Raw genomic sequence first — 24,424 nt, 5'->3', positions numbered from 1 at the left:
ATAAAGCACTGCAAGGAGAGATTAAAAAGTGAAGCCAAGAGGCTGAATGTGGGGTAGGAGCGAGGAGAGTGAACAAGTTGAAATTAGAAAAATTTCGAAAAATAATAGGTCTTTGTCTCCTTGTTTCTTTAGTTTTTATTGGATGTTTTAAACCGCTTCGAACGTTTATTTCATCACCGAAACAACTTGTTGTTTTTGAAGGACAACAATCAGAAATATCGTCATTACCAGTTTTCAAAGCTTCATCCACAAATCGTCATGTATTTACAGTGAGTTCGAATGAACAAAAACAAGGACTTATGGTAAATTCTCATCAAAATGGTGAAGCTGATATGGTATTTCAGCTTGCTGGTTTTCCAGTGAAAAAAGTAAATGTGAAAGTGTTAAAAGATTTTAAAGTGATTCCAGGTGGACAATCAATTGGTGTGAAATTAAATACAAAAGGTGTACTTGTTGTAGGCCATCATTTAATTCAAACTGAAAAAGGTAAAATATCTCCTGGTGAAACAGCAGGTGTACAAATTGGAGATATGATTACTGAAATTAATGGTAAAACAATTGAAAGAATGAGTGATGTAGCACCGTTTATTCATAATAGTGGAGAAACAGGTGAACCGCTTAATCTTGTATTGTTAAGAGATGGAAAATATATTCGTACGAAGCTAACTCCACAAAAAGACAACGGTGAATCGTCTTATCGAATTGGCTTGTATATCCGTGATTCGGCAGCTGGAATTGGAACGATGACATTTGTTCATCCAGATTCTATGAAATATGGGGCACTTGGTCATGTTATTTCTGATAATGATACGAAAAAGCCGATTCAAGTCGAAGATGGACAAATTATGCGCTCGACAGTTACATCAATTGAAAGAGGTAGTCATGGGAATCCAGGGGAGAAATTAGCAAGATTCTCACCAGACCGTGAAGTGATTGGCAATATTACAATTAATAGTCCATATGGTATTTTTGGAAAATTAAATACGAATATGAAAAACGGTATAATGGATAAAGCAATGCCTATCGCATTATCTCATCAAGTAAAAGAAGGACCGGCAAAAATATTAACAGTTATTGATCAAGATAAAGTAGAAGCGTTTGATATTGAAGTTGTTAGTACAGTGCAGCAAAAATTCCCAGCCACAAAGGGTATGGTAATAAAAGTAACAGATAAACGTCTATTAGCGAAAACGGGCGGTATCGTACAAGGAATGAGCGGAAGTCCAATTGTACAAAATGGAAAAGTAATTGGTGCTGTTACACATGTATTTGTAAATGATCCAACATCAGGATATGGTGTTCATATTGAATGGATGTTACATCAAGCTGGAATTAATATTTATGATCAAGAGAAAAAAGCGAGCTAATATATATTATTAGCTCGCTTTTTCTGTTGAAAAATTCGTTGAAATTTTGTAAAAGCCCCGCAAGAGGTGTTTTTTGTTGTAAAATAAAAGGAAAGGGTTGAACGTTTCGTTGTATTTCTATGATGGAATGTGTTGCGAAAGGGAATAAATGAACGATAAACATATTTTTTTGTGATTTTATCGGAAAGTAAGAAACTTTAAAAGGGAATTTTCACACAATTGTCGAACAATTCATGTAGCCTAGAAGGATACACATGTCGGAGAATCGATTCGGTAAGGGAGGAAAAGCTGTGGAGAAAATTAAAGTATGTCTTGTGGATGATAATAAAGAACTAGTATCAATGTTAGAGAGCTATGTAGCCGCTCAAGATGATATGGAAGTAATCGGTACTGCTTATAATGGTCAAGAGTGTTTAAACTTATTAACAGATAAGCAACCTGATGTACTCGTTTTAGACATTATTATGCCACACTTAGATGGTTTAGCTGTATTGGAGAAAATGCGACATATTGAAAGGTTAAAACAGCCTAGCGTAATTATGTTGACAGCATTTGGCCAAGAAGATGTGACGAAAAAAGCAGTTGACTTAGGTGCCTCATATTTCATATTAAAACCATTTGATATGGAGAATTTAACGAGTCATATTCGTCAAGTGAGTGGTAAAGCAAACGCTATGATTAAGCGTCCACTACCATCATTCCGATCAGCAACAACAGTAGATGGAAAACCGAAAAACTTAGATGCGAGTATTACGAGTATCATTCATGAAATTGGTGTACCCGCTCATATTAAAGGATATATGTATTTACGAGAAGCAATCTCCATGGTATACAATGATATCGAATTATTAGGATCGATTACGAAAGTATTGTATCCAGATATCGCAAAGAAATATAATACCACAGCAAGCCGTGTGGAGCGCGCAATTCGTCACGCAATTGAAGTAGCTTGGAGCCGTGGGAATATTGATTCTATTTCGTCCTTATTCGGTTATACAGTATCCATGTCAAAAGCAAAACCTACGAATTCTGAGTTTATCGCAATGGTTGCGGATAAGCTGAGACTTGAACATAAAGCTAGTTGAGAGTAAAAGTAGTAAGGGATTTAAGCTTTAGTAAAGCTTAATAATTCTTGAAATTGATACTCGATATCAAATTTAAAACCAATGAACTTTTTATTTAAAGACCAATGAATATTATAATTCGTTGGTCTTTTTATTTTGTTGGGAAAAAGAGATTATTTGATAGTGTGGAAAATAAAACCTATTTTCAGTAATATTACATGTAAGTGAGTTTTTTATAAGGCGATAAAATAGATATAGATAGGGAGAAGGGGAATGGAAAATAAAATTTCAACTTGGCTAGGAATAGTAGTAGCTATGGGAGTTCTTGCTATTGCAGTTACATTTGGAATGTTAGAACTTGCAGATAATCCAGTAGATAAAGAAGTGAGCGCTCAAATAGATAAAAAAGAAGACCAAATAATAGTAGGTAGAGAGGTAGATGGGGTCTTTGTTGATGTGTATGTTACTGAAAATTCTACTGAAAGAGAAGTCATTACAGCGATGCATCACATGACTCATCAAAAAGTGGTGGCAGAACGAAAATCGGGCTCTATCCCAATGATTCAAAATAATGCTAAAAAATTAAAAGAAATTATAAATAAGAGTAGTTTTGCGAAGAAAAATGAGCTTTTAGCAATTGCTGATAGATGGGTGAAAAAAGATTTTAGTAAAATTGTAGAAGATCACAATTATTTCTCGGATGCTCAAGAAGATAGCGTTTGTAAAGCAACTAGAGCAATGGATGCGTTAGAAGAGCAACATTATATTTTAACTACATTCGGGGAGGAAAAGGCGAAAGAACTATACGAATCAGGGGATGCTCCGCACGTTCAATAAAAAATAATATAAAGGGTTTCTAGTTTTGTATTATCGTGTTTTAAGGATGCAATGGGGAGTTATAAATAAATAGTCTGCTTTCTTTATGACTTGTAACAAAAAAGAAAAGATGTAATTCATTATTATATGATGAAGGAACGGCTAAATGGCACCGAAGTACATCTATTAAAGAATTTTAGTAGGGAAAGTATCCATGGTATAATGGAGGGAAATAAAAAGCCCTGCAAAACAGGACTGTATTACTCTTCGTCTTTATTTTGTTTTTCTAATTCAACTAGCTTTTGAATTAAAATGTGCTGCGGCATATGCATGAGTTGTTCAAGTGGAACACCTAGTGCTTTTGATAAGCGGACTGCAGTATCTGGAGAAATTTGTAATGGTCTCATAGAAGTACCTCCTTTTTCGTATAGTATAGCATAAGATTGGGGGAGTGAGGATGACTCTTATATTTGCACATCGTGGTGCGGCTGGAACGTACCCAGAAAATACAATGATTTCATTTGAAGCGGCTGAGTCTTTTAGAGCGGATGGAATTGAACTTGATGTTCAATTAACGAAAGATGGAAAAGTTGTCGTCATTCATGATGAAACGGTGGACCGAACAACAAATGGAAAAGGTGCGGTTCGGAATTATGTATATGAGGATTTATGCAAGCTAGATGCAAGTTATAAATTTGGTGATAAAGTAGGGTTTTGTAAAATACCACTTTTAGAAGAGGTATTAGAATGGCTTGAACAAACGAGTTTGCTACTTAATATTGAACTTAAAAATAATAAAATTCCATACAGAGGTTTAGAGGAAGAAGTTATAACGCTTGTACGGAAATTTAGTTTAGAGGATCGTGTTATATTTTCTTCGTTTAATCACTACAGTATGAAACGGTGTCATATGATGGCTCCTGATATTCAAACAGCAATTTTATATCGCGAAGGTTTGCATAGTCCGTGGGCATACGCGAAAAAAATGGGGGCTACAGCAGTACATCCGAATTATCGTTACCTTCAAGATGCTATTGCTGAACTAACGATGGAAAGTGGTGTAGAGGTTCGCCCTTATACAATTAATGAAGAAACGCTTATGCGTAAATATTTTGATATGGATATATCGGCGATTATTACTGATTACCCTGAAACGGCAAGAACGTTGTTGCCAATAAAAAAATGAGACCGCGTGTAACGGTCTCATTTTTTATTTATAAATAGTGGGGCCTTCCTATCTTCTAAAGCGAGCCTGTACTTTATTTCGTTTACGGTCTCGGTGCAAGACGAAGCCACCGAAGATATAAAACCCGAGCCCGAAGCAGAGAGAACCGATTAAAAATTGTAACCACAGTATAGAGATTGGTGGAAATAGAATCCCGAATACAGTATCTCTCATTAACTTTATACCAAACACAGCTAATGAAATAGGGATGAGTGCTAATAGTAGAGCAACGTAACGCTGCATACATAACTCTCCTTTTCAGATTATTTCGTATATTTTAATGATGTTATACGGAAAGGGGGTTTGTCAAGAGGGTGCTGAACGAGTAAGATAAGGGTGTGAAAAAATTTGCAGAGTTACTTCGAGAGGAAGTGTAATATATGAAACAAAAAGTATTAATTGTTGGTGCAGGTGAAGGCGGGAGCGCACTGCTGAATCTGTTACATAGTTCGAATATATTTCAAATTATAGGGATTATTGATATAAATCCGTTGGCAAAAGGATTACAAATTGCTAAGGAATATGGAATTTCAATTGGAGAAAGTGTAACTCCATTTCTTTTTATGCATATCGATGTAATATTTGATATGACAGGTGAAGATGATGTACATAAAGTTTTATTGGAAAAAAAGAAAAAAGACACTCTTCTTATACCAGGTGATATTGCAAAAATTGTTACAGGATTAGCGCATGAGAAGGAAGGGTTAATTGGGCGGTTAGAGGAACAAACGCAACAAGGAGAATTAATTTTAAATTCTACGCATGACGGCATGATCGTAATTGATCGAGAGGGACAAGTTCGTCTTTTTAATAAAAGTGCGGAGCGTATTATCGGATATAAAAAAGAAGAGGCGATAGGAAAATATATTTTAGAAGTCATTCCCACTAGTAAATTACTTCGCATTATACGTACGAAACAAATAGAAGTAAATTATGAACTAACATTAGAGAATGGAAAGAAAATTATTACAACGCGTATACCGATATTAAAAGAAGGCGGAGAGGTACAAGGGGCATTTGCAATTTTTAAAGATATAACAGAAGTTGTAGATTTAGCGGAAGAAGTTACAGACTTAAAAGAAATTCAAACACTATTAGAGGCAATTATCAACTCATCTGAAGAAGCGATTTCGGTTGTGGATGAAAAAGGAAGAGGTTTAGTCATTAACCCGGCATATACGAAATTAACGGGTCTAACAGAAGAAGATATTATTGGGCAGCCTGCTACAACTGATATTGTAGAAGGCGAAAGTATGCATATGAAAGTACTTCGAACGCGTCGTGCGGTGCGCGGAATACATATGAAGATTGGGCAAAAAAAGCGCGATGTAATTGTAAACGTAGCGCCAGTTATTGTGGATGGAATATTGAAAGGAAGCGTTGGCGTTATCCGTGACGTGTCGGAAATTCAAAAGTTAACAAATGAATTGAATAGAGCAAGGCAAATTATTCGCACATTAGAAGCAAAATATTCATTTGATGATATTGTCGGAAATTCAGATGAAACAACGGCAGCTATCGAACAGGCGAAGCTAGGAGCGAATACACCAGCAACGGTACTGTTACGCGGTGAATCTGGGACTGGTAAAGAATTGTTTGCACATGCAATCCATAATGGAAGTAATCGAAAATACAATAAATTCGTCCGTGTAAACTGTGCGGCCATTTCGGAGACGTTGTTAGAAAGTGAATTATTTGGTTATGAGGAAGGGGCGTTTTCTGGAGCGAAAAGAGGCGGGAAACGTGGGTTCTTTGAGGAAGCGAATAACGGTAGTATTTTTTTAGATGAAATAGGGGAGTTATCTGCAAATACACAAGCGAAACTCCTTCGTGTATTGCAGGAAAAAGAAATTGTAAAAGTTGGTGGGACGAAAGCGATACCCATTAATGTTCGAGTAATTGCAGCGACACATGTGAATTTAGAAAAGGCTATTCTAGAAGGGAAGTTTAGGGAGGATTTATATTATCGATTAAATAAAATTCCAATTCAAATTCCATCTCTTCGTCAACGTAAAGGAGATATACCGAAAATTGCGGACAGGTTGATTCAAAAAATTAATCAAGATTATGGTCGTAATGTAGAAGGGCTCACTGATTCAGCTATTTTATATTTACAATCATACGAATGGCCAGGAAATGTGAGAGAACTTGAAAATATTTTAGGACGAGCGATTATTTTTATGAATTATAACGAGATCTATATTGATGTACAACATTTACCACCATTACATAATGAAGAGCAGGTGGAGTCAAAGCAATCTCATTTATTACCTGAATTAGAAGAAAAGCCACTTGAACATTTAGTAACAGAGTTTGAAGGGAATATTATTCATGAATATTTGGAGAGATTTGATGGGAATAAAACACAAACTGCAAAAGCGTTAGGGATTTCCGTTCGAAATTTATATTATAAGCTAGAAAAGTATGACCATGCAAAAAATAGCATGCAATAAATTGCGTACCGTGCAATTTATTGCATGGTATACAAAAAGCGACAAAATAAGACAGAATCTTTTGTTATTTTCCAAAGTATTGATTTTACTGCATTTTGAATGCGTTTTCATTATTGGTAAGACCACTTTTAAAAGTTGGCACGGTATTTGCTTTATAAATAGACGAGGGACGACGGAAAGGGTTGATTACAAAATATGAAGTTAGAATACTTAATTGATCAAGCAGCGGGACAGCCTAAAAAAACTGTAGCTGTAGCAGTAGCTGAAGATCATGAAGTAATTGAAGCTGTAGCGAAAGCAATTAAATTACAGCTAGCTCAATTTCGTCTATATGGAAATCAAGAAAAAATAATGGGGATGCTACAAGAACATGGTTTACAAACTTCAGAACATGTTGAAGTGATTGCAGCAATGTCTAATGCAGAGGCTGCAGAACTTTCTGTTAAAGCTGTGAGAAATGGTGAGGCAGACGTGCTTATGAAGGGGAACATCCCAACAGCGAATATTTTGAAGGCTGTGTTAAACAAAGAGTGGGGCCTACGTAAAGGTAGCGTACTTTCACATGTAGCAGCATTTGAAGTTCCAAATTATGATCGTCTTATTTTCGTTACAGATGCAGCGATGAACATCGCACCTGATGTAACACAAAAAGCTGCTATTATACAAAATACTGTAGAAGTTGCCCGGGCAATAGGAATCGACTTGCCAAAAGTGGCACCAATTGCAGCAGTAGAAGTTGTGAATCCAGCGATGCAGGCGACAATTGATGCAGCGATGTTAACACAAATGAATCGCCGCGGACAAATTAAAGATTGTATCGTTGATGGACCACTTGCTTTAGATAATGCAGTATCACAAATTGCAGCAGAGCATAAAGGCATAGTAAGTGATGTAGCAGGTAAGGCAGATATTTTACTCGTCCCAACGATTGAAGCTGGAAATGTGCTATATAAATCACTCGTATACTTTGCGGATGCAAAAGTAGGAGCAATGATTGCTGGCGCAAAAGCACCGATTGTTTTAACATCTCGTGCTGATTCAGCAGAAACAAAAGTATATTCATTAGCATTGGCAGTTGCGACTGCTTCAAAATAAACCAAAAAGGGTAAAACATTAGGGGGAAACGACAATGACATTAGAAATCTTCGAATACTTAGAAAAATATGATTATGAGCAAGTGGTATTTTGTCAAGATAAAGAATCTGGTTTAAAAGCAATTATTGCAATTCATGATACAACACTTGGACCAGCTCTTGGTGGAACAAGAATGTGGACATATGATTCTGAAGAAGCGGCGATTGAAGATGCATTGCGTCTTGCAAAAGGGATGACATACAAAAACGCAGCAGCTGGTTTAAACTTAGGTGGTGCGAAAACAGTAATTATCGGTGATCCTCGTAAAGATAAGAGCGAAGCAATGTTCCGTGCACTAGGACGCTATATCCAAGGACTAAACGGACGATACATTACAGCTGAAGATGTTGGTACAACAGTAGATGATATGGATATTATCCACGAAGAAACTGACTTTGTAACAGGTATCTCACCATCATTCGGTTCTTCTGGTAACCCATCTCCAGTAACTGCATACGGTGTTTATCGTGGTATGAAAGCAGCTGCAAAAGAAGCTTTCGGTACTGACAATTTAGAAGGAAAAGTAATTGCTGTTCAAGGCGTTGGTAACGTAGCATATCATCTATGCAAACATTTACACGCTGAAGGAGCAAAATTAATCGTTACAGATATTAATAAAGAAGCTGTACAACGTGCTGTAGAAGAATTTGGTGCATCAGCAGTTGAACCAAATGAAATTTACGGTGTTGAATGCGATATTTACGCACCATGTGCATTAGGCGCAACAGTTAATGATGAAACTATTCCACAACTTAAAGCAAAAGTAATCGCAGGTTCTGCAAATAACCAATTAAAAGAAAATCGTCACGGTGACATCATTCATGAAATGGGTATTGTATACGCACCAGATTATGTAATTAATGCAGGTGGCGTAATTAACGTAGCAGACGAATTATATGGATACAATAGAGAACGTGCACTAAAACGTGTTGAGTCTATTTATGACACGATTGCAAAAGTAATCGAAATTTCAAAACGCGATGGCATAGCAACTTATGTAGCGGCAGATCGTCTAGCTGAAGAGCGCATTGCAAGCTTGAAAAATTCTCGTAGCACTTACTTACGCAACGGTCACGATATTATTAGCCGTCGCTAATCATTCATATATAACTTTTACAAAAGGTGTGGTTACCTCTTATGAGGTTTCCGCTTCCTTTTGAATTTATTAGTGGAGGTAGCAACATTGTCTGTAAATCGAATTCTTGTTATTAACCCAGGTAGTACATCCACAAAAATTGGTGTTTTTGATAATGAAAGACCTGTTCTAGAAGAAACGATTCGTCATGACGTAGAACAGATTGGAAAATATAAGAGAATTATCGACCAATATGAGTTTCGAAAAGAAACGATTTTAGAAGTTCTACATTCTCATGGTATTAACATTTCAAAATTAAACGCTGTTTGTGGGCGTGGTGGATTACTTCGTCCAATCGAAGGCGGTACGTATACAGTAAACGATGCGATGTTAGAAGATTTGAAAAATGGCTTTAGCGGTCATCACGCTTCAAACCTTGGAGGCATTTTAGCATATGAAATTGCTTCTGGATTAAACATTCCTGCATTCATTGTGGATCCTGTCGTTGTAGATGAGATGGAGCCGGTTGCTCGTATAAGTGGTATTGCTGGTATGGAACGCAAAAGTATCTTCCATGCATTAAATCAAAAAGCAGTTGCTCGTAAAGTAGCTGAACAGTTAAATCACAAATACGAGGATTTAAATTTATTAGTTACACATATGGGTGGCGGTATTACAGTTGGTGCTCATAAAAAAGGAAGAGTAATCGATGTGAATAACGGTTTAAACGGAGAAGGACCATTTAGTCCAGAGCGCGCTGGTACAGTACCAGTAGGGCAACTAGTAGAAATGTGTTTCTCTGGTGAGTATTACCGTGATGAAATGATTAAAAAACTTGTCGGACAAGGTGGACTTGTAAGTTTAATCGGTACAAATGATGCGATTAAAGTAGAGCAAATGGTTGAAAAAGGTGATCCTGAAGCAACTCTTATTTATAAAGCAATGGCATATCAAGTTGCAAAAGAGATTGGCGGAGCTAGCGCTGTACTTCACGGGAAAATCGATGCAATCGTATTAACTGGTGGACTGGCATACAGTAAAATTCTTGTCGATGAAATAAAAGAGCGAGTGGACTGGATTGCAGATGTTATCGTACATCCAGGCGAAGATGAGTTAGAAGCGTTAGCAGAAGGAGCACTTCGTGTATTACGTGAAGAAGAAGCTCCAAAAGAATACGTTGTACGTGAAAAAGAAACGGTAGCTAGGGGTTGAGATAATGGCAAAAGAATATGATTTAGTCATCGTTGGCGGCGGTACTGGTGGATATGTTGCTGCAATTCGTGCATCACAATTAGGGTTAAAAACAGCACTAGTCGAAAAAGAAAATCTTGGTGGTACTTGTTTACACAAAGGATGTATTCCTAGTAAAGCTCTTTTACGTAGTGCGGAAGTATATGCAACTGCTAAAAAAAGCGAAGAGTTCGGAGTTATTGCAAGCAATGTAGAACTAAACTTTGCGAAAGTACAAGAGCGTAAAGAGAAGATTGTAACGCAGCTTCATAAAGGCGTTCAACATTTAATGAAACAAGGTAAAATTGATGTGTTTGAAGGTATTGGTCGTATTCTTGGCCCGTCTATTTTCTCTCCTATGCCAGGGACAATTTCAGTTGAACTTGCAAGTGGAGAAGAGAATGAAATGTTAATTCCAAAAAATGTACTTGTTGCAACAGGTTCTCGTCCAAATTCATTACCAGGTTTAGAATTAGATGGAGAATACGTAATGTCTTCGGATCATGCCCTAAAAATGGAAACGCTTCCTAGTTCGATTATTATCGTTGGTGGCGGTGTAATCGGTATTGAGTGGGCATCTATGCTTGCTGACTTCGGTGTAGAAGTTACAGTATTAGAGTATGCAAAAACGATATTACCACTAGAAGATCAAGACGTTTCAAAAGAAATGCAACGTCTATTCAAGAAAAAAGGTATTAAAGTGGTAACTGGTGCAAAAGTATTACCAGAAACATTGGTAAAAGATAATGGAGTAACAATCCAAGCTGAACACAACGGTGAAAATAAAGAATTTAAAGCAGAAAAAATGCTTGTATCTGTAGGAAGACAAGCGAATACGCAAAATATTGGCTTAGAGAACACAGATATCGTTGTGGAAAAAGGATACATTCAAACAAATGAGTTTTATCAAACGAAAGAATCGCATATTTACGCAATTGGAGATGTAATCGGTGGCCTGCAACTTGCTCACGTTGCTTCTCATGAAGGAATTGCTGCAGTAGAACATATTGCAGGGAAAGAAGTTACACCAATTGATTACTCTATGGTATCAAAATGCGTATATAGCAGTCCAGAAGTTGCTTCTGTTGGCTTAACAGAACAAGAAGCGAAAGAAAAAGGCTATAAGTTAAAAGTAGGTAAGTTCTCATTCCGCGCAATCGGAAAAGCACTTGTATACGGAGAATCAGATGGTTTCGTAAAACTTGTAGTTGATGAAGAGACAAATGACATTCTTGGTGTTCATATGATTGGACCACATGTAACAGATATGATTTCTGAAGCTGGTCTTGCAAGAGTACTTGATGCAACACCTTGGGAAGTAGCACATACAATTCATCCGCATCCATCATTATCTGAGGCGATTGGTGAAGCAGCACTTGCTGTAGATGGAAGAGCGTTACACGCATAAAAATGTGGATTTAGGAGGTTATGAAAAATGGCAGAAGTAAAAGAAAAGCGCCATGAAGAGCTTGGCTTAAGTGATGAGCAAGTATTAGAAATGTTCCGTACGATGTTACTTGCACGTAAAATCGACGAACGTATGTGGTTATTAAACCGCGCTGGTAAAATTCCATTCGTAATTTCTTGTCAAGGACAAGAGGCTGCACAAGTTGGAGCGGCGTTCGCTCTTGATAGAGAGAAAGATTATGCATTACCATACTATCGTGATATGGGTGTTGTACTAGCATTTGGTATGACAGCTAAAGAGCTTATGTTGTCTGCTTTCGCGAAAGCTGGAGATCCAAACTCTGGTGGTCGTCAAATGCCTGGTCACTTCGGTCAAAAGAAAAATCGTATTGTTACAGGTTCATCTCCAGTAACAACGCAAGTACCACATGCAGTTGGTATTGCACTAGCTGGAAAAATGGAGAAGAAAGATTTAGTAACGTTCGTTACATTTGGAGAAGGTTCTTCAAACCAAGGTGACTTCCATGAAGGGGCAAACTTTGCTGGTGTACACAAACTACCTGTTATTTTTATGTGTGAAAATAACAAATATGCAATCTCTATTCCGGTTGAAAAACAATTAGCATGTAAAAATGTATCAGATCGTGCAATTGGTTATGGTATGCCTGGATATACAATAGACGGAAACGATCCGCTTGCAGTATATAAAGCTGTAAAAGAAGCAGCAGATCGCGGTCGTCGTGGTGAAGGCCCAACTTTAATTGAAACAGTATCATATCGTTTAACAGCACATTCTAGTGACGATGATGATCGTGTTTATCGTGATAAAGAAGAAGTAGAAGAAGCAAAGAAAAAAGATTCAATTATAACATTCGCGGCTTATTTAAAAGAAGCTGGTGTGTTAACTGAGGAATCGGAAAAACAAATGTTAGACGAAATTATGCATATCGTAAATGAAGCAACAGAATATGCAGAAAATGCTCCGTATGCAGCACCTGAAGATGCATTGAAGCACGTATACGCAGAATAGGGGGGAACGTTTCATGGCTGTAATGTCTTATATTGATGCTATTACATTAGCAATGCGCGAAGAAATGGAACGCGATGAGAAAGTATTCGTTTTAGGAGAAGATGTTGGTAAAAAAGGTGGCGTGTTTAAAGCGACACACGGTTTGTATGATCAATTTGGTGAAGATCGTGCGCTTGATGCACCGCTTGCAGAATCTGCAATTGCTGGGGTAGCAATTGGTGCAGCAATGTATGGTATGCGTCCAATCGCTGAAATGCAGTTTGCTGATTTCATCATGCCAGCAGTAAACCAAATTGTTTCTGAGGCAGCAAAAATTCGTTATCGTTCTAATAATGATTGGACTTGTCCAGTTACAATCCGTGCACCGTTTGGCGGGGGGGTTCACGGTGCATTGTATCATTCACAATCTGTAGAAGCGATGTTTGCAAACCAGCCAGGTTTAAAAATCGTTATCCCTTCTACACCATATGATGCAAAAGGCTTATTAAAAGCAGCCATTCGTGATGAAGATCCAGTATTATTCTTCGAACATAAACGTGCATATCGTTTAATTAAAGGTGAAGTGCCGGAGGATGACTACGTATTACCAATCGGAAAAGCAGATGTAAAACGTGAAGGTGATGATATTACAGTTATCACGTACGGATTATGTGTTCATTTTGCTCTTCAAGCAGCTGAAAAGTTAGCACAAGATGGCATCTCTGCACACATTCTTGATTTACGTACTGTATATCCATTAGATAAAGAAGCAATCATTGAAGCAGCTTCTAAAACAGGTAAAGTTCTTCTTGTAACAGAAGACAATAAAGAAGGAAGCATTATGAGTGAAGTGGCAGCAATTATTGCTGAAAACTGTCTATTTGATTTAGATGCGCCAATCGCACGTCTTGCAGGTCCAGACGTTCCAGCAATGCCATATGCACCAACAATGGAAAAATTCTTTATGGTAAATCCAGATAAAGTTGAAAAAGCAATGCGTGAACTTGCGGAATTTTAATCGGGGGGACTATACATGGCTGTAGAAAATATTACAATGCCTCAGCTCGGGGAGAGCGTTACAGAGGGCACAATTAGTAAATGGCTCGTTAATGTTGGCGATCACGTAAACAAGTATGATCCGCTTGCAGAAGTAATGACTGATAAAGTAAATGCTGAAGTACCATCTTCTTTCACTGGTATTGTGAAAGAGTTAATCGCTGGTGAAGGTGATACGTTAGCTGTAGGTGAAGTAGTTTGTGTGATTCAAGTAGAAGGCGCAGACGAAGTAGCAGCAACAGCTGTTGAGGAAAAAACGAAAGAAGAACCAAAGGCAGCAGCAATTACGCCTGAAAAAGCACCGAAAGTAAAACAACCAACTGATGGAAAACCACGTTTTTCACCAGCTGTGTTAAAACTTGCGGGTGAGCATAACGTTGATTTAGATCTAGTAGAGGGTACGGGAGCAAACGGCCGTATCACTCGTAAAGATATTTTAAAGCTAGTGGAATCTGGAAATATTCCGCAAGCAGGTGCGGCGAAGAAAGATGAAGCTGTAGCGGCGGTAGTAGAAGCTCGCCCAGAAGCACCAAAAGCAGCACCAGTAGCGCAAAAAGTAGAAGCTGCGAAACCAGTTTCTGTACCTACAATGCCTGGAGATATCGAAATTCCAGTCACAGGTGTGCGTAAAGCAATCGCAGCAAACATGTTACGTAGTAAACACGAAGCACCACATGCTTGGATGATGATTGAAGTAGATGTGACAAACCTTGTGTCATACCGTAACTCAATTAAAGGTGACTTTAAGAAGCGTGAAGGCTTTAACTTAACGTTCTTTGCTTTCTTCGTAAAAGCAGTAGCACAAGCGTTAAAAGAGTATCCTCAAATTAATTCAATGTGGGCTGGCGATAAAATTGTTCAGAAGAAAGATATTAACCTTTCTATCGCTGTTGCAACAGAGGAAGAACTATTTGTACCAGTAATTAAGCAAGCGGACGAGAAAACAATTAAAGGTATCGCTCGTGAAATTACAGAACTTGCAGGAAAAGTACGTACGAAATCGTTAAAAGCAGACGAAATGCAAGGTGGAACATTTACAATTAATAACACAGGATCATTCGGTTCTGTTCAATCTATGGGTATTATTAATTACCCGCAAGCAGCTATTTTACAAGTTGAATCAATTGTAAAACGCCCAGTAATTATGGATAACGGAATGTTCGGTGCTCGTGATATGGTTAACTTATGTTTATCACTTGATCACCGAGTACTTGATGGTTTAATTTGTGGTAAGTTCTTAGGACGTGTTAAAGAAATTTTAGAAAACATGTCAGAAAACAATACATCTGTATATTAATAAAAAGCTCGCTTATGCGAGCTTTTTATTATCTTATTTCTTCATCTACATCCTACTATATGTATAAATATCTTTCCCAGTAATCTTACAATAAACGATTATGTATTAGGAATTTACGAAAATACATTGCTGATATATGGTATATGGATATAAAATAAGAAAAGAATAATTTTTTTGGCAAATCTTACTGACGAAACTGTAGTATAATATATTGTATTGTATGAAAAAGAGAGTTATTCTATATAAGTGTTTTATAGATAATGTGTAATCAGTCGTCAAAACATGAAGAATGTTGACTCCTGGTTTTTTATTTTTGCCGTAACAATGTTTCAGGAGGATGTCATGAAAAGAAGTACCGAGTTTCTAAAAAGTTTAGATGTAAAATTAATTTTAATTTTGTGTGCACTATGTGTGACGAGTATAGCTGCTATATATAGCAGTCAGCAAACGGGACAGTATGGAGCTGCAAACTTTGCTATGAAACAAGGTGTTAACTACATAATTGGGGTTGTATTGTTACTTCTTGTTGCAAGCATCGACTTAGATCAATTGCAAAAATTATCTTGGCCACTTTATATTGCCGGGTTTGGTTCACTTATTCTTTTGAAAATACTACCGGTTTCCACCTTCACACCTGAAAAATTAGGTGCAAAAAGATGGTTCGTTTTTCCAGTACTTGGACAAATTCAGCCGTCTGAGTTTTTCAAAATTGCATTGCTACTTGTAGTAGCGAGCATAGCTGTGAAACATAATGCGCAGTATATGGCGAGGACATTCCAAACGGATTTAAAATTAGTAGGTAAAATTATGCTAGTTTCTCTTCCGCCTATGGCTGTTGTATATAGCCAACCGGATACAGGTATGGTGTTCTTATATGCTGCTGCTATTGCATGTATTTTATTTATGTCAGGTATTCAAAAGAAATTGATAGCATTATGTACAGTTATTCCGTTGACCATATTATCTGCTTTAATATTTATTTTCTTTAAGTATCCAGATTTTTTCTATAATAAGTTAGTTACTTTACTAAAACCTCACCAACAGTCGCGTATTGTAGGTTGGTTAAATCCATTTGAAAATGCAGATCAAGGTTATCAAACACAGCAATCGATTTTAGCTGTAGGTAGTGGAGGAATGGAAGGTAAAGGATACGGTGGAGGAAGCGTCTATATCCCAGAGAAGCATACTGACTTTATTTTCGCTACAATTGCCGAAGAAGGTGGATTTATCGTAGCAGCCTTAGTTGTCTTCTTGTTCCTATTACTACTATATCGAACAATTATTATTGGTTATTCCGCTGATAATTTATTTGGTACATTATTATGCGCTGGATCAATCGGTATATTAACAGTTCAAATATTCCAAAACATCGGTATGATCGTTGGATTAATGCCTGTAAAAGGTATTGCATTACCTTTCTTATCGTATGGGGGAAGTTCCTTATTCTCGAATATGATTATGATGGGGCTCATACTATCGGTACGGAAAACTTATAAAAAATATATGTTTTCAGTTAAGTAAAAAAAGCTGGTTCGTTTTTAAACGAACCAGCTTTTTTTACATATATGCTCATAAACGTTGCAAACTAAAACAGGATAGCAGTTTGAGACGGGTAAGGAGTGCAAAGTGATGCATATGCATATTTTTGAAGGAGCACGGCATCTTTCTAATAGTGAATGGGTTATTCGGGCTATTATAGCATACATATTTTTAATATTAGTTGCGAAAGCAATGGGGCAAAGGTCTATCGCACAACTTCGTTTTTTAGATGTTGTATTAGTGTTATTGCTTGGTGGGAATATTTCTAACGCATTGTCTGATGAAAAAGTAGGGTTACTGGGCTCGATGATTACAACGTTCATACTCGTTGTACTTCATATTATAAGCTCAGTTTTAATGCTGAAATGGGATAGATGGAGACGCTTTTTAGAGCCAGCACCTATCATTCTTATACATAATGGTTCCATTGATTTTAGCAATTTGAAAAAGGCGAGAATTACCGTGGAATATTTGTTTTCGGAACTTCGCATGCGAAATGTGAGCGATATTCAAACGATTAAATTAGCATTATGGGAAGCGAACGGTGTCGTTTCTATATTTCGGTATCCAGAATATGAAGCAGTTTCGCGGCTTGATCTTAAAGTGGCGGGAAGAAAATCTCCAGTTTCTTTTGTATTAGTAAAGGATGGGAGGATTCAGAAAGATGTTCTTGCATTATTAGGAAAAACAGAAGCGTGGGCGAGAGAATTTCTAGAGGAGAGTACAGAAGTCGAATCCATTATGTTAGCTACAGTAGATGAATCACATAAAATAAATATTTTGTTAAAAAAATGAAAAATATATGCATTTTGTCGTTTCGTACATATGATACAATAGTGTGGACAACGAAAAAGGAGGCGATACGGTGGGATATGTAGAAGAATTACGAAAAATAGTTGGTCATCGCCCTTTAATTTTAGTTGGTGCTGTTGTACTCGTTATAAATGAAAATGGATATGTTTTATTGCAGCAGCGGACAGAGCCGTACGGAAAATGGGGGCTACCTGGCGGGCTAATGGAGCTTAGTGAATCACCAGAAGAAACAGCTTATCGTGAAGTATATGAAGAGACAGGAATAAAAGTGAAGAACTTGCGACTAATCAATGTATTTTCTGGAGCGAACTACTTTACAAAATTAGCAAACGGTGATGAATTTCAATCTGTAACAACCGCCTATTATACGGATGAATACGAAGGGGATTTTGTTATGAATAAAGAAGAAGCAGTTCAGCTTAAATTCTTTTCAGTAACAGAACTACCTGACTATATTGTAGGATCGCATAAAAAAATGATTGCTGAATATATGAAGATTATGGAAAAAAAGATATAATAATAGTGAAAGAAATACAAAAACACAGTTCTGGTTGGTAGTCCAGACGCATGATTTCATGTCAGTAACCTTCCCCTCCGGGATGTCCCGTATTTCTAATCTTTTAAAGGAGGGGCTGTCAATGGATTTGACAGTATATCACGATGGCCAATTTTTTGTTGGAATTATTACATGCAAAGAACAAGGGAAATTGTATGGAGCGGAACCGTCAGCTGAAGAAGTGCTTATGTTTGTGAATGGTTCACTTTTAGAGCATTTTCAGCATTTTGCAAAATGTGGTGTAGAAGTTAAAGAAAAACAGCGTCCTAAAAACATAAAGCGTATCATACGACAAGCAGCAAAAGAAACAAATGTTAAACGTTTTACTAAGGCGCAAGAGGCGATTAGTTTATCTTATGAATTGCATAAACAAGAAAAGAAAGTGCAGTCTAAGGAGAAGCGAGAAGCTGAAAAAGAAAGAAGACGTTTAATTAAAGTACAAAAAGCAAAGCAAAAACATCGTGGTCATTAAAGAAAAGGTGTTAGAGCAATTGCTCTAACACCTTTTCTATACTTAAATACAAGTAAACTTACTTGTATTTCATAAACATTAACTGGTAAGATACAAATAGGTAGTTTTAGAGGAGGGAAAAGAGTGATTAATTTTAACTTTTTTATGAATGATGTTGTCCGCCAAGCGCGTGAAGAGATTGTCTCTGCTGGATATACAGAATTGACGACGCCAGAAGCGGTAGAAGAAGCGTTTAAAAGAAATGGAACAACACTTGTAATGGTAAACTCTGTATGTGGTTGTGCAGGTGGTATTGCTCGTCCTGCTGCTGCGCATTCCGTACATTATGATAAACGTCCTAACCACCTTGTAACGGTGTTTGCAGGTCAAGATAAAGAAGCGACAGCAAGAGCGCGTGAATATTTCGAAGGGTACCCACCTTCTTCTCCATCATTTGCTTTATTAAAAGATGGAAAAATTGTAACGATGGTAGAGCGTCATGAAATTGAAGGTCATGAACCGATGCAAGTTATTGCGAAACTACAATCATATTTTGAAGAGAATTGTGAAGAACTATAAAAAATAAGAGAAAAGGCGGCACGTCCACAATCAAGTGGATGTGCCGCCTTTTTTATTTATTATTAAAATTTCAGAGATATGCATAGTTATGTTATTTTATGCATTATTTTATACATAACAAATAGCATTTATATTGTTTTATTATTTATTTTTATTTTATATATTGCATAAAAATAAAAGTGCTGATACAATACAAGCATCGAATAAATATTCTATTAAACTTTTAAATATACATTATTAGGGGGAAGAAAGATGAAGAAGTTAGTATCAATATCGTTTGCACTTATTTTAATTGTAAGTATATTCAGCGCTTGTAGTAATGGGGAATCGAAAGAAACAAAAGGAAATAAGAAAGTACTCGTAATGGGGACTTCAGCAGATTATAAACCATATGAATACGTGGAAGCTTCAAAAAGTGATGAAATTATTGGTTTTGATGTTGATGTTGCTAAATATATCGGAAAAGAACTTGGGTATGAAGTGAAAGTGAAAGATATGGATTTTGGTGGTTTATTAGCATCTCTTAGTTCAGGAAAAGTTGATTTCGTAATGGCAGGCATGACGCCAACTGCAGAGCGTAAAAATAATGTTGATTTTACAGATATTTATTTTGTTGCGAAAAATATGGTTGTTTCTAAAAAGGATTCTAATATTAAATCTGTAGAGGATTTAAAAGGGAAAAAAGTAGGGGTACAAACAGGATCTATTCAAGAAGAGAAAGCAGCAGAATTTAAAAAACAAGTAGATTTCCAAGTTGAGGGACGTGACCGTATACCAGAAATCGTACAAGAAATTAAAGCTGGTCGTTTTGACGCTGCAATTATAGAAGACACAGTTGCTAAAAATTATTTAGAGAAAATGAAAGATTTACAAGGAATTGAAATTAAAGAAGCGCCAGAAGAAGTTGGAGCAGCAATTGCCCTTCCGAAAAACAGTGATAAAACAGCTGAATTTAATAAAGTAATTAAAAAAATGCAAGAAAATGGAGAAATGGATAAATTAGTGAAGAAATGGTTTGGCAGCGGAAAATAAGCTGCCTTTCACTTTTCTGTGAGGGGAATGAAAAGAATGAACTTAGATTTTTCGGCGATTACGCCTTCGATACCATATATACTAAAAGGTTTAGAAGTTACTTTGAAAATTGTAGCGGTATCAGCTTTAGCAGGATTTATTTTAGGAACGTTATTAGCACTTTGTAAAATTGCTAGAATACGAGCATTAAATATAGCAGCAGATTTTTATACATCAATTTTTCGTGGTACACCACTTGTATTGCAATTAATGATTATTTATTTCGGTGTCCCGCAAATAATTGGTTATGAAATACCAGCATTCTTAGCAGCTGTACTTGCATTTAGCTTGAATTCAGGTGCATACATGTCAGAAGTAATTCGTGCTGGTATTCAAGCAGTTGATAAAGGACAAACAGAAGCAGCTATGGCTTTAGGGATACCATACGGAAAAATGATGAGAAATATTATTTTCCCTCAAGCATTAAAAAATATATTACCAGCGCTTGTGAACGAATTTGCGACACTTACGAAAGAATCAGCTGTAGTAACAGTAATAGGCGCGACTGATTTAATGCGTCGTGCTTACATTGTAGGCGGTGAGACATTTAAATATCTTGAACCATTACTTTTTGTTGGATTGATTTATTATATGTTAGTCATTATTCTTACATTAGTCGGGAAGGCAATTGAAGGGAGAATGAAGAAAAGTGATTAAAATTGAAAACCTTCATAAATCATTTGGTAAAAACGAAGTATTAAAAGGAATTACAACAACGATTGAAAAAGGGGAAGTAGTTGCAATTATAGGACCTTCTGGATCAGGAAAATCAACATTTTTACGTTGTATGAATATGTTAGAAGCACCAACGGATGGTCACATTTGGATTGGAACGGAAGAAGTAACGAATCCGAAAACGAATGTTATGCATGTTCGTGAAAATGTCGGTATGGTATTTCAGCATTTTCACTTATTTCCTCATATGACTGTATTAGAAAATATTACGTATGCTCCTATCAATGTAAAAGGGGTAACGAAGCAAGAAGCTGAAAAGAAAGCTGAGAAACTTTTAGAAAAGGTTGGATTAGTAGATAAAAAAAATACGTATCCGAATCGTTTGTCGGGAGGACAAAAGCAACGCGTAGCAATTGCAAGAGCGTTAGCGATGGAACCGGAAGTTATGTTATTTGATGAACCGACATCGGCGCTAGATCCAGAGATGGTGAAAGAAGTGTTAGAAGTTATGAAATCGTTAGTTACGACAGGAATGACGATGGCTATCGTTACACATGAAATGGGCTTTGCAAAAGAAGTGGCAGATCGTGTTCTTTTCTTGGACGGAGGAAAGCTTGTAGAAGATAGTGCGCCAGAAGAATTTTTTGCAGCGCCGAAAAGTGAACGTGCGCAACAATTTTTACAAAAAATATTGTAATATGAAAAGGTTATGTGAATAATAAGTAGAAAAGGATGACATTGTGTCATCCTTTTTTTATACTAGCTGTAAATACGTTTATACATATAGGAGCAATGATATGTTCAAAATTGGATACCGTACAGTAAAAACAGCAATAGGGACAGGCGCGGCAGTTTTTATTGCTCAGTTATTAGGATTAGAATTTTATAGTTCAGCAGGTATTTTAGTTATTTTATGTGTACAAAATACGAAGCGCAAATCGCTTCAAGTGTCGTTACATCGTTTTCTAGCGTGTGTATTATCAATGGTATTCGCGTTTTGTATTTTTGAAACGATCGGCTATACACCACTTGCAATTAGCATATTGTTACTTACATTTATTCCGACTGCAGTAATGCTTAAAATTCAAGAAGGTATTGTCACGAGTTCAGTTATTGTTATGCATCTATATTCATTGAAGCAAATTACATGGCTTATAGTTGGAAATGAAATTGCTATATTAACAATAGGAATTAGCGTGGCGTTATTAGTAAATATGTATATGCCGAGTAGTGAAAATAAGCTAAAAGAGTATCAGGATAAAATAGAGAGTAATTTTAAAACGATTTTGTTTGAAATGGTTGTGTATTTACGAAATCGAGAAAGTAGTTGGAGTGGAGCAGAACTCATTGAAACCGAGAATATGTTAAATGAAGCAAGAGATTTATCGTTTAAAAAACTTGAGAATGCATTTATGCGAGAAGATGATTATTACTATCGTTATTTTAATATGCGTATGCAACAATTTGAAATTTTAGAGCGAATGATACCATTAGCAGCTTCTTTATCGTGGACGTATGAACAAGCTGACATGATTGCAGATGTTGTTGAAAACATTGGTAATGCTATTAGCCCTGAGAGTACAGGCGTTATTTCCTTAAGGCAGCTTCAAGAAATGAGGGAATTATTTAGAGACATGCCATTGCCAGCTACACGCGAAGAATTTGAGATACGTGCGAAACTTGTTCAACTTGTGTATGAAATGGAACAATATTTACTCATTAAAAGTCGCTTTAAGGGAAAGGATAATATAAAAGAACTTATATAGAAGGTAGGAATTATCTATGCCGTATCTTCTCTCTATCATATTATGTCTTTCTTTATCGCCGATTTGGCCTCTTGGGGATAATCCACGTGCCGGAGATCCTTTTATTATTGTAAATAAAGCAACGAATAAATTAGCTTACATTGACGATGGAAAGATTCAAAAGGTTTTTCCAGTAGCGACAGGGAAAACGAATGAATTAACTCCAGAAGGAACTTTTGATGTTGTAATGAAAGCGAAGGATCCGTATTACATTGCGAAGGATATTCCAGGTGGATCGCCAAAAAATCCACTTGGATCAAGGTGGATTGGATTTAATGCAAGAGGAACTGATGGAAGTAAATATGGAATACATGGAACAAACCAACCGAGTTCAATTGGAAAGTATATTTCACAAGGATGTATAAGAATGAAGAAAAACGATGTGGAATATTTGTTTGATCGTATTCCAATTGGAACGAAAGTATGGATTGTGAAATCGAAAAAATCATTTCAGCAATTGGCAAAAGAAAAAGGAGCCGTTGCATATGAAAAAGCCAACGAAAAGGTTGGCTTTTTCTATTGTAATAAGTTGTCTTGACATGTGTACATAACCATGCGTTAATGAAAGTATAGAAAGATAAAATTAGATAAAGGGGTTGCTCATATGTACTTGAATCCAAAACTTTCGTATATGCAGTTTTTTATGGGATTTCTATTTGTTATTACATTCATATTGGCAACTTTTAATATATGTTCTTATCTTGTAGCGATTGTATGTATGGCATTACTTAATCTCACTTTTGTTATTGGGGCATTTCAGCAGAAACAATATACAAGTTTTGTAATAGCACTTGTAATGTCACTTTCCTTTAGTATTGTAGCGATTGTGTTTTATATAAAATAAACCATCTCGATGTCGAGATGGTTTATTTTGTCATGTGTAAAAAGTAAAAAAAGGACGAACACATCGCCCTTTTTACCAAAACATACTCGCGCCAGCAAGTAATGTTGTTACAAGCATAGAAATTAGCATCACATAAACCATAATTTTTTGAGCTTTTTTATGCATCGTTATACCTCCTTGCAAATCAGTACAATTTCATTGTAACGAGAAATGAAATTATGGACAAGGGGAGAGTAAGGACAAAATTCGGGAAGGGGTTGCAAAATATAACAGGAAATTTGAGTGTGTGTAGAGAATATAGTAAAAGGGTATATTGTTAATTTTTAGTTGGGCAAGCTGAAGAATGGAGATACGATGATGAAAATATACGAAACAGATCGTTTATATTTAAAGGAAATTGATGAGTCGTATGCTGAAACAGTTCTTCAATATTACGACAGAAATCGTGAGTTTTTAAAAGCTTGGGAAGAGTATAGACCGGATGATTTTTTTACGCTAGATTATCAAAAGAAAAAGTTGCAAAAGGATAGAAAAGAGTTCGAAGAAGGGAAAATCATCAGACTATGGATTTTTAAAAAGGGTGATGATACGAAAATAATTGGGTGTATTTCATTTAATTTAATCGTTCGTGGCATTTATCAATCTTGTGTACTCGGTTATAAATTAGATAAAGCAGAGTTAAACAAAGGGTATACGACAGAAGCGCTTAGAAAAGCAATTCAAGTTGCTTTTGAGGGATTTCAGTTACATCGTATAGAAGCTCCGATTATGCCTCGTAATTTAGCATCTATACAAGTAGTGACGAAGATAGGCTTTCAATATGAAGGCGTGTCTAGGAAGATGTTAATGGTAAATGGCGTGTGGGAGGATCATATGCGCTGGGTATTGTTAAATGAGTAATAGAAAGCAGATGGTTATCTAGACATGTAAACCATCTGTTTTTTGTCTTGTATTTCGA

At 36.4% G+C, this 24,424-nt stretch carries 27 protein-coding genes; 24 read left to right on the top strand and 3 right to left on the bottom strand.

What is annotated here, in order from left to right:
- The first annotated feature begins 68 nt into the window (after positions 1–68).
- From spoIVB to DN400_RS13720, 3 genes are all read left to right on the top strand, one after another.
- Entirely contained in the window at positions 69–1,367 is a 1,299-nt protein-coding gene (spoIVB, locus tag DN400_RS13735) for a SpoIVB peptidase (protein ID WP_002000940.1), read from the top strand.
- Positions 1,368–1,657: 290 nt separating this feature from the next.
- The gene (gene spo0A, locus DN400_RS13725; protein ID WP_011110369.1) at positions 1,658–2,452 is read left to right on the top strand and encodes a sporulation transcription factor Spo0A; all 795 of its coding nucleotides are present in this window, start codon (positions 1,658–1,660) and stop codon (positions 2,450–2,452) included.
- Between the two features lie 252 nt (positions 2,453–2,704).
- On the top strand, positions 2,705–3,268 hold the full coding sequence (locus DN400_RS13720) for a PRK06770 family protein (protein ID WP_071713555.1): 564 nt from the start codon (positions 2,705–2,707) through the stop codon (positions 3,266–3,268).
- Between the two features lie 239 nt (positions 3,269–3,507).
- On the opposite strand, the gene DN400_RS13715 is transcribed toward DN400_RS13720, so the two are convergent.
- Positions 3,508–3,654 carry a YycC family protein gene (locus DN400_RS13715; RefSeq protein ID WP_001247671.1) on the bottom strand — a complete coding sequence of 49 codons (147 nt, stop codon included), beginning with the start codon at positions 3,652–3,654 and terminating at the stop codon, positions 3,508–3,510.
- 50 nt (positions 3,655–3,704) lie between these two features.
- On the opposite strand from DN400_RS13715, the gene DN400_RS13710 reads away from it, so the two are divergent.
- A complete protein-coding gene (locus DN400_RS13710) occupies positions 3,705–4,433 on the top strand; it encodes a glycerophosphodiester phosphodiesterase (protein ID WP_065229334.1) in 729 nt (242 codons plus the stop codon).
- A gap of 48 nt (positions 4,434–4,481) precedes the next feature.
- Here DN400_RS13710 and DN400_RS13705 read toward each other — a convergent pair whose 3' ends face one another.
- Entirely contained in the window at positions 4,482–4,715 is a 234-nt protein-coding gene (locus tag DN400_RS13705) for a DUF2627 domain-containing protein (protein WP_065229333.1), read from the bottom strand.
- A gap of 137 nt (positions 4,716–4,852) precedes the next feature.
- On the opposite strand from DN400_RS13705, the gene DN400_RS13700 reads away from it, so the two are divergent.
- From DN400_RS13700 to DN400_RS13605, 19 genes are all read left to right on the top strand, one after another.
- On the top strand, positions 4,853–6,925 hold the full coding sequence (locus tag DN400_RS13700; RefSeq protein ID WP_065229332.1) for a sigma-54 interaction domain-containing protein: 2,073 nt from the start codon (positions 4,853–4,855) through the stop codon (positions 6,923–6,925).
- A 195-nt stretch (positions 6,926–7,120) separates the two neighbouring features.
- Positions 7,121–8,020: a phosphate butyryltransferase gene (gene yqiS / locus DN400_RS13690; protein WP_000764675.1), complete on the top strand. Its 900-nt coding sequence runs from the start codon at positions 7,121–7,123 to the stop codon at positions 8,018–8,020.
- A gap of 34 nt (positions 8,021–8,054) precedes the next feature.
- Positions 8,055–9,155 carry a leucine dehydrogenase gene (locus tag DN400_RS13685; RefSeq protein WP_000171357.1) on the top strand — a complete coding sequence of 367 codons (1,101 nt, stop codon included), beginning with the start codon at positions 8,055–8,057 and terminating at the stop codon, positions 9,153–9,155.
- A gap of 87 nt (positions 9,156–9,242) precedes the next feature.
- Positions 9,243–10,346: a butyrate kinase gene (gene buk / locus DN400_RS13680; RefSeq protein WP_000115781.1), complete on the top strand. Its 1,104-nt coding sequence runs from the start codon at positions 9,243–9,245 to the stop codon at positions 10,344–10,346.
- A 4-nt stretch (positions 10,347–10,350) separates the two neighbouring features.
- Positions 10,351–11,772 carry a dihydrolipoyl dehydrogenase gene (gene lpdA / locus DN400_RS13675; RefSeq protein ID WP_001051295.1) on the top strand — a complete coding sequence of 474 codons (1,422 nt, stop codon included), beginning with the start codon at positions 10,351–10,353 and terminating at the stop codon, positions 11,770–11,772.
- Between the two features lie 27 nt (positions 11,773–11,799).
- Entirely contained in the window at positions 11,800–12,801 is a 1,002-nt protein-coding gene (gene bfmBAA / locus DN400_RS13670; RefSeq protein ID WP_000852551.1) for a 3-methyl-2-oxobutanoate dehydrogenase subunit alpha, read from the top strand.
- A 13-nt stretch (positions 12,802–12,814) separates the two neighbouring features.
- Complete coding sequence (gene bfmBAB / locus DN400_RS13665) at positions 12,815–13,798, top strand: 3-methyl-2-oxobutanoate dehydrogenase subunit beta (protein ID WP_000290071.1); 984 nt, start codon at positions 12,815–12,817, stop codon at positions 13,796–13,798.
- Positions 13,799–13,813: 15 nt separating this feature from the next.
- Entirely contained in the window at positions 13,814–15,133 is a 1,320-nt protein-coding gene (locus DN400_RS13660; protein ID WP_000257642.1) for a dihydrolipoamide acetyltransferase family protein, read from the top strand.
- Positions 15,134–15,475: 342 nt separating this feature from the next.
- A complete protein-coding gene (locus tag DN400_RS13655; protein ID WP_000831182.1) occupies positions 15,476–16,654 on the top strand; it encodes an FtsW/RodA/SpoVE family cell cycle protein in 1,179 nt (392 codons plus the stop codon).
- Positions 16,655–16,762: 108 nt separating this feature from the next.
- Entirely contained in the window at positions 16,763–17,467 is a 705-nt protein-coding gene (locus DN400_RS13650) for a DUF421 domain-containing protein (protein ID WP_000550963.1), read from the top strand.
- 70 nt (positions 17,468–17,537) lie between these two features.
- Positions 17,538–18,002 carry an NUDIX hydrolase gene (locus tag DN400_RS13645; RefSeq protein ID WP_000542551.1) on the top strand — a complete coding sequence of 155 codons (465 nt, stop codon included), beginning with the start codon at positions 17,538–17,540 and terminating at the stop codon, positions 18,000–18,002.
- 121 nt (positions 18,003–18,123) lie between these two features.
- Entirely contained in the window at positions 18,124–18,513 is a 390-nt protein-coding gene (locus tag DN400_RS13640; RefSeq protein ID WP_147801717.1) for a YjdF family protein, read from the top strand.
- Positions 18,514–18,657: 144 nt separating this feature from the next.
- Complete coding sequence (locus DN400_RS13635) at positions 18,658–19,071, top strand: BrxA/BrxB family bacilliredoxin (RefSeq protein ID WP_001979317.1); 414 nt, start codon at positions 18,658–18,660, stop codon at positions 19,069–19,071.
- 252 nt (positions 19,072–19,323) lie between these two features.
- Positions 19,324–20,103, top strand: a complete 780-nt coding sequence (locus tag DN400_RS13630) for a transporter substrate-binding domain-containing protein (protein ID WP_000737678.1) — start codon at positions 19,324–19,326, stop codon at positions 20,101–20,103.
- A 36-nt stretch (positions 20,104–20,139) separates the two neighbouring features.
- Complete coding sequence (locus DN400_RS13625) at positions 20,140–20,799, top strand: amino acid ABC transporter permease (protein ID WP_001046915.1); 660 nt, start codon at positions 20,140–20,142, stop codon at positions 20,797–20,799.
- Positions 20,792–21,514, top strand: a complete 723-nt coding sequence (locus tag DN400_RS13620) for an amino acid ABC transporter ATP-binding protein (protein WP_000590203.1) — start codon at positions 20,792–20,794, stop codon at positions 21,512–21,514. Before DN400_RS13625 ends, DN400_RS13620 begins: the two co-directional genes overlap by 8 nt.
- 100 nt (positions 21,515–21,614) lie before the next feature.
- On the top strand, positions 21,615–22,583 hold the full coding sequence (locus DN400_RS13615; protein WP_000472671.1) for an aromatic acid exporter family protein: 969 nt from the start codon (positions 21,615–21,617) through the stop codon (positions 22,581–22,583).
- 16 nt (positions 22,584–22,599) lie between these two features.
- Positions 22,600–23,160, top strand: a complete 561-nt coding sequence (locus DN400_RS13610) for a L,D-transpeptidase (protein ID WP_065229328.1) — start codon at positions 22,600–22,602, stop codon at positions 23,158–23,160.
- A gap of 66 nt (positions 23,161–23,226) precedes the next feature.
- Positions 23,227–23,466: a DUF3894 domain-containing protein gene (locus tag DN400_RS13605; RefSeq protein WP_065229327.1), complete on the top strand. Its 240-nt coding sequence runs from the start codon at positions 23,227–23,229 to the stop codon at positions 23,464–23,466.
- Between the two features lie 72 nt (positions 23,467–23,538).
- Here the strand turns inward: DN400_RS13605 and prli42 are convergent, their stop codons facing one another.
- On the bottom strand, positions 23,539–23,631 hold the full coding sequence (gene prli42 / locus DN400_RS29470) for a stressosome-associated protein Prli42 (protein WP_000549037.1): 93 nt from the start codon (positions 23,629–23,631) through the stop codon (positions 23,539–23,541).
- Between the two features lie 189 nt (positions 23,632–23,820).
- Here prli42 and DN400_RS13600 point away from each other — a divergent pair, with 189 nt between their 5' ends.
- Positions 23,821–24,366 carry a GNAT family N-acetyltransferase gene (locus DN400_RS13600; protein ID WP_025118231.1) on the top strand — a complete coding sequence of 182 codons (546 nt, stop codon included), beginning with the start codon at positions 23,821–23,823 and terminating at the stop codon, positions 24,364–24,366.
- Positions 24,367–24,424: the final 58 nt, after the last annotated feature.

This window comes from Bacillus sp. AR8-1 (assembly GCF_008042345.1).
Lineage (GTDB): Bacteria > Bacillota > Bacilli > Bacillales > Bacillaceae_G > Bacillus_A > Bacillus_A cereus.
This window is presented reverse-complemented; position numbering and strand designations above follow the sequence as displayed.